We start from the raw sequence: 6,473 nt of genomic DNA on the forward strand, positions 1-6,473 counted from the left end.
AGGTGGAAACGTTCCCGACATACCTTGCCAACCCCGGTCCCGCCGTACACCCCCACCGGCGATTCGTCCCACCACCTGGACCACTCCCATCCGCCCGACCTGGATTCGATGCCAGGCCGGGAGCACGCGCAGGTACGCCGGGAGGCGTGGGTACTGGCCCGCCACGCGAAGAGGGGTCACGCACAGTCGCGCACGGGTTCGCCCGTGCGCGACGTCGATCTCAGCCGCATCGGCTCGCGGATCAGTCCGTGTCCTTGACCAGAGCCTCGACGTTGTTTCCGTCCGGGTCGCTCACGAAGGCGGCGTACGCCCGGTACTCGGGCCATTGCCGCGGCTCGTGCCGGGAGGTCCCGCCGGCCGCGACGGCGGAGCGATGGAAGGCGTCCACCGCGCCCCGATCCGCTGCCTCGAAGGCGAGATGGAGGCCTCGGGTCACCTCTGCCTCCGTTGGCGCCGTCTCCAGGGACAGGCTCGGGGTGTCGTGTTCGGGAATCCAATACTCGGCGATGGCTTCGGTGCGGTATCCCGCGTGAATTCCCAGCGCGCCGAGCGCGTTGGTGTAAAAGGATTCACTTGCGGCGAAGTCGCCGGCGAACACGCCGAGATGGTGAATGAAGTGACGCGCAGGCATAACCGCAGCCTATGCGGAACCAGCACCTCGGGAGAGTGGTCGGGTTTCCCAGGCCGGCCGCTGTGGGTCGTCGTTGTGCACGATGATGTCGGCGTGCTCGGTCGGCCGGACGGTGTCGAAGTAGAACTGCTGGGACGGGATGTACCGACTGCGATACCGCCGCTCGACCTCGCCGGCGGACCTCGACGCGGTCTTGTCCCGGACTCGGGCGCGGTCCAGCGTCTTCTCGAACGCGGCGGACACGAAGACCCGCAGATCCCACCGGTCGACGAGCTCCGGCCGCATCAGAAACACCCCGTCGAACAGCAGCACGGCATCGACCGGCGCCGCCACCACCGGCTCGGCCAGCGCGGTATCCGTGACGAGCCCCCTCACCAACCACGAGCAGGCGACACCACAGGGCAGTCAACCGAAGCGCGCGACAGCACGCGCGCACGGACGGGTGGGAGCGACCGCGAGCACGGCGACGAAGGAGCCGCGCGTAGCCGGACGCGTGGGAAGGACTATTTTTCCGTGCCGTCCTCGTTCAGGCCTAGGTCGGGCATGCCGAGGACTTTGTCGGCGAAGTGTTGGTGCATCCAGGCGAGGTGGTCCCAGCGGCTGTCGATGATGCGGTGGGTGTCCCAGGCGGGGATGTCCTGCTGGAGGAAGATCGACATCTTGGCCGGGTCGACCTCGTAGACGTGGTCGTAGCGCATCACGACGTCGTCGGTGATGCGGCGGGCGTCGGGTGGTTTCTGGGCGGAGAGCCGGAAGCCGAACATGTCAGTCCTCGTAGGCCTGGTCGAGCAGGTACTTGCCGGGGTTCATCACGTTCTGTGGGTCCAGCGCCCGCTTGATCTTCTTCATCACCTCGAAGGAGCCGCCGAGTTCCTGCGGCACGTACTCCACGTCGCCGGCCCGGCTGGCGCCGTGGCAGGCGCTGATCGAGCCGCCGTACTTCAGCGTCACCTCGGTGATCTCGCGTTTGCAGTTCAGCCAGGCTTCCCACATCTCGTCGTCGAGTTTCTGTTCCCAGATCCCGATGTCGATCTCGACGAGGTAGTCACCCCAGGGTTTGTACGCCCCGTTCGTGTAGGCGAACATCCCCCAGTCGTCGAAGACGCCGTACCGCCGGATGTAGTGGTCCGCGATCGCGTGCCACTCCTCGCGCACCCGCGGCAGGACGCTGTAGTTCAACGCCGCGTCCTCGCAGTGCCACGACATCGGCACCACCTCGCCCGTACGCAGCCGGCCGTGCAACGGGATCGCATACCGGTCGTGCCGCGCGGCCCAGTCCCCCTGGCTGACCTCGTCGCCGAGGTACGTGCCGCCCGACGACAGACCGATCCGCATGATCTCCTTCGCGGCCGGCACGACCTCGACCTCGTTGCCGTACATCGCGACCGCCACGACGCTCTTCAACCAGTCCGGCTGTTCGATGTACGCCTCATCGTCCCGACGCAGATACGCGAGCTTCCACTCGTCGAACAGCACCACGCCGGCCAGCGTCGCGAACCCGGACTTCGCCAGCGCCCCGGTGCTCTCCCAAGCAGTCTGATAGTCGCGGTACCCGAAGAAGGCCGCAAACTCCACCTGCGGCCGCGGTACCAGCTCCAGGGTCGCCTCAGTCACGACCCCGAGCGTCCCCTCGTGACCGATGAACAGCGGCTTCAACGTGAACCCGGTAGATGCCTTGCGCAACTTCCGGCCGCCGCCCTCGCCGACTCGTACGACGTCGCCCGTCGGCAGCACCACTTCCATCGAGCAGACCAGGTCGCGGGTGTGACCGTAGCGCGCGCCGATCAACGACCACCCGCTGGTCCCGATCCGCCCGCCGACCATCGAGCACGGGTAGCTGGCCGGGTTGTCCGGATACATCACGCCGTACGGCTGCAGCACCTCGTTCAGCTTCAGCATGTTGATGCCGGGTTGCACGGTGACCGTGCGGTCCTCGAGATCGATCTCGAGGATCGAGTTCATCCGCTTCACGTCGAGCAGGATCCCGCCCTTCAGCGGCGTGGCCCCGTCGGTCAGGCCGGTTCCGGCCGCGCGAGGCACCACCGGGATGCCGGTGCGGTTGGCGAGCCGAACGATCTCCGCGACCTCCGACGTGGTGCGAGGGAGTACGACGACGTCGGGCACGTACTCGGCCCACCTGTGCACCGGGAAAGGCGCCGGTGTCCGCGTCCGGTTCCAGCGTGCCGCCTTGCCGGTCAGTACGCCGTCCTCGCCGAGGATGCCGACCAGTTCGTCGTACAGCGCGTCGGAGATCGCCACGGTCGTCATGGCGTCACCCCGGCCGACTCCGCCACCAGTTCCATCAGGTCGCGGACCTCGATCTGCGGCTCCAGCGACGAGCCGGCCGCGGCCAGCGGACGCTCCGACCAGACGCACGCGCTGACCAGCAGGTCCACGTCGAGCATGGCCGCGCGGCCGAGTCGCTGGGCGCTGATCGCGGCCGTGATCTCCGGCCGCTCGATGCTCAGCCCGCCGCCCGCGCCCGAGCAGTACGACCACTGCGTGACGTGGTCGACGTCGCGGAAGTCCAGCCCCGGGATCGCCCGCAGGATCTCGCGCGGCGACTTGTGGATCCCCTTGCGCTTGTTCAGCCGGCAGGGATCGTGGTACGTCGCCACCCGCACGATCGGGACCGTCAACGACAGCCGTCCGTCCCGGATCAGCTCCGCCACGAGCTCGGTGATGTGCACGATCTCGAACTCGTACTCCTCGCCGAAGTACCGCGGATAGTCCTCGGTGAACGTGATGTAGTCGTGCGGATCGAGCGTGACGATCCGGCTCGCGCCGATGCTGCGCCAGTCGGCGACGTTGTGTACGGCGAACTCGCGCGACCGCTCCACGTACCCCATCTCCGCCGCCGGGCCGCCGCAGCACCACTGTTCTTTCATCAACCCGAAGTCGACCCCGCCCTTCTGCAGGATCTGGGCGACCGCGCGAGGCAGCGTCGTCCGGTAGAACGCTGCCTCGCAGTCCACGAACAGCACGGTCTCGCCGCCGACCGCGAGGCCGAGCCCGTCCGCCCAGCGAGCGACGTTCTCCTGCGCGACCGGGACGTCGAGCACGGGCTCGTTCTTCCGGTCCACCGTCGCCTCGACCCAGCGTTTCCAGTTCGGCTGCTCGATTCCGGAGTCGACCGCGAGCGCCCGCATCGCCTTGACGACGTCCACCGTCCGGGTCCGGGCGCGGTAGAACTCGCCGGCCATCAAGGTGTTCGGGCACCGCAGCTCGCAGGCGCCGCACTGGGTGCAGTGCACGTAGTCCTCGGCGACGTCGGCTACGGTCAGCGCGCCTTGGTCCATCGCGACGATGTTCGCGTGGAACGCGGTCGGCGAGTGGTTCTCGTTCTGCGTGACCTGCATGACCGGGCAGACGTTGCGGCAGAACTTGTGGCCCGAGCTGAAACAGTTGTACGCCGGGTCACGCCACTGCTTGACGAAGTCCCGTTGCTGGTCCTCGGCTTCGGTGGTCATGGGGTCTCCCGGCCTGGACTGAGGAGCGGAGGGAGCGAAGCGACTGCAGTGACGAGGGAAGGCCGGGAGTCACAGCCCCATGACCCCCGCGCCGGAGGCGCGGCATTCAACACTGTCATATCGTCCCTCGTCAGAGTTCGGGCATCACCTTGTCGTGGATCAGTCTGAGCTGTCCCTGTACGTCGGGGACGCCCTCGATCTCCTTGCCGCTAAAGGCTTTCACCATCACCGGGTCGGTGACCGCGGCGATGATGTGGTTGACGCCGGTCGGCAGGATGTCGTTCTTCAGCTTCGCGACGCACTCCTCCGGCGTCCCGGCCACCGACAGTGTCGCGGCGAGCTCCGGCGAGGTCAGCTCGATGGCCCGGTCGATCTCGCCGGCGCCGAGCGCGTCGATGATCGGCTGCAGGTCGTCGCGGTTCAGGCCGTGCCGGGCGAGCTGGTTGGCGGGCATCGAGGAGATGTAGAAGCCGACCATGATCCGGGCCGCCCGCTTCGCCGCCTCGGAGTCCTCGGCGACCGCGAACACGACCCAGGCGCCCAGGTCGAAGTCGTCCAGCGAACGACCGGACTTGTCCAGGCCGAGTTTCACGTGCTCGGCGACGTACTCGTAGTTCTCCCGGGAGTAGCCGAGCGCGTGGTGCATGCCGTCGGCGATCTCGCCGGCCACCTCGAACGACCGCGGGCCGCCCATCGCGCCCATCTTCAGCGGGATCTTCTCCTGCACCGGGCGGGCGAAGGTGAACAACCCGGTGTACTTGAAGAACTCGCCGTCGTAGGTGATCGCGCCGTCGGCCAGGAAGCGGCGCATCACTTCCATGCCCTCGCGCACCCGCGCCAACGGCTTCATCGTCTTCCAGTCGATGTGGTACTGCTCGAGCAGGCCGAGGTTGCCGAAGCTGACCACGGCCTCGGCGCGGCCGCCGGACAGCTCGTCGAGCGTGGCGAGCATCTGGCAGATGTGCGTCGGCTCGCGCAGGATCACGTGGGTGACGTTGGGGCCGAGACGAATGTTCTTCGTCTTGTCGGCGGCTGCCGCGAACAGCAGCCACATGTCCTTGTGCCAGGTCTCGTCCACGCTGTAGGCGGCGTAGAAGCCCAACTCGTCCGCGGTCTTGATCATGTCGATACAGTCCGCGAGCGGATAGTCGGGGAGCTGGACGTAACTGAAGCGCACCACAGCGCTGCTCCTCCCTCTGACCACCGAGCACACGGGGGCGGCAGCGACTGACGGGCGGCAGACTGCATGGGCTCGGACCCCATCTCCGAATCTTTTTACTGTACGCAGCCGATCGCGAGTTTGTCTCTGCCTCGAAACCGGCGGCCCCGAGGGACTTCCGAGGTGCCCGGCTGTTCACGCAACGTCAATCTGTAGGCACGTGACGTATGTGCGGTGGTGGGGCTGACCTGTCATCGTCGATTCGTTGTCTCCGCCCCGGGATCCCGCCGCACGCCGGCGGGATCCGAACGTTCCTGAAGGAGCGAAGCATGTCCGAGTCCGCCCCATCTCCTCGACGCCGGCGGGTCCGCCGTACGCTCGGCGTCGTCCTCGGCACCGCCGCGCTGCTGGTCACCTCGGCCGCGGCCGCGTACGCCGCCCCGCCGCCGAGCCTCCCGCAGAACGCCGACGGGTACGAGCAATCGTTCTCGCCGGCCTACGACTACGACACCGACGGCTGCTACGCCACTCCCGCGATCGGCGCCAACGGAACACTCAACGCCGGGCTCAACCCGACCGGCGCGGTCAACGGGAACTGCCGGGACCAGTCCGACCTCGACAACTCCCAGACCTATGCGCGCTCGAAGTGCAACAACGGCTGGTGCGCGGTGGTGTACGCAAGCTACTTCGAGAAGGACCAGGCGCTGCCGGGCAGCAGCCTCGGCGGCCACCGGCACGACTTCGAGCACGTCATCTCGTGGATCAACCAGGCCGCCAACCAGGTCGAGTACGTGACCACGACGCAGCATGCGAGCCAGGTGACCTACCCGCGGTCCCAGGTGCGCTTCGACGGCACCCACCCCAAGGTCGTCTACCACAAGGACGGCGCCAGCACGCACTTCTTCCGGCTCGCCAACAGCAACGACGAGCCGCCGGAGAACCACTACCACAACTGGCGCTACCCGCCGCTGGTCGGCTGGAACGGCTGGCCCAGCACCTCGCTGCGGGAGCAGTTGATGAACGCCGACTTCGGCGCGGCCACGATCAAGATCACCGACAAGGACGACCGGTTCCGGTCGCTGCTGAACGCCTCCAAGCCCGCCGGGATCCCGTTCAATCCCTGGGCCTGACCGCGACCGCGCGAGGCTCGGTCAGACCCCCCCCCCCGGGGCGCGCTACGTAAGAGCAACCGCTATAAAACCAAATAATATTT

The 6,473-nt window shown here is 67.4% G+C and carries 7 protein-coding genes; 1 reads left to right on the forward strand and 6 read right to left on the reverse strand.

All coding sequences use genetic code 11. The features are described 5' to 3' along the window. Nucleotides 1–241: 241 nt before the first annotated feature. The 6 genes from ACWCOV_RS18420 to ACWCOV_RS18445 all read right to left on the reverse strand — a co-directional run bounded on the left by ACWCOV_RS18420 (nucleotide 242) and on the right by ACWCOV_RS18445 (nucleotide 5,281). On the reverse strand, nucleotides 242–631 hold the full coding sequence (locus tag ACWCOV_RS18420) for a VOC family protein (RefSeq protein WP_449830471.1): 390 nt from the start codon (nucleotides 629–631) through the stop codon (nucleotides 242–244). Nucleotides 632–640: 9 nt separating this feature from the next. Next, the gene (locus tag ACWCOV_RS18425; protein ID WP_449830472.1) at nucleotides 641–1,006 is read right to left on the reverse strand and encodes a hypothetical protein; all 366 of its coding nucleotides are present in this window, start codon (nucleotides 1,004–1,006) and stop codon (nucleotides 641–643) included. Between the two features lie 128 nt (nucleotides 1,007–1,134). Continuing rightward, nucleotides 1,135–1,395, reverse strand: a complete 261-nt coding sequence (locus ACWCOV_RS18430; RefSeq protein WP_449830473.1) for a hypothetical protein — start codon at nucleotides 1,393–1,395, stop codon at nucleotides 1,135–1,137. Nucleotide 1,396: 1 nt separating this feature from the next. Further along, entirely contained in the window at nucleotides 1,397–2,899 is a 1,503-nt protein-coding gene (locus ACWCOV_RS18435; protein ID WP_449830474.1) for an FAD-binding oxidoreductase, read from the reverse strand. Then, nucleotides 2,896–4,101 (reverse strand): (Fe-S)-binding protein, encoded by a 1,206-nt coding sequence (locus ACWCOV_RS18440; RefSeq protein WP_449830475.1) that lies wholly within the window; start codon nucleotides 4,099–4,101, stop codon nucleotides 2,896–2,898. Before ACWCOV_RS18440 ends, ACWCOV_RS18435 begins: the two co-directional genes overlap by 4 nt. 130 nt (nucleotides 4,102–4,231) lie before the next feature. After that, nucleotides 4,232–5,281: an LLM class flavin-dependent oxidoreductase gene (locus tag ACWCOV_RS18445; protein WP_449830476.1), complete on the reverse strand. Its 1,050-nt coding sequence runs from the start codon at nucleotides 5,279–5,281 to the stop codon at nucleotides 4,232–4,234. Between the two features lie 308 nt (nucleotides 5,282–5,589). Between ACWCOV_RS18445 and ACWCOV_RS18450 the strand changes: the two genes are divergently transcribed. Then, the gene (locus ACWCOV_RS18450) at nucleotides 5,590–6,390 is read left to right on the forward strand and encodes an NPP1 family protein (RefSeq protein WP_449830477.1); all 801 of its coding nucleotides are present in this window, start codon (nucleotides 5,590–5,592) and stop codon (nucleotides 6,388–6,390) included. Nucleotides 6,391–6,473 lie beyond the last annotated feature (83 nt).

Source organism: Kribbella sp. NPDC002412, assembly GCF_053592935.1.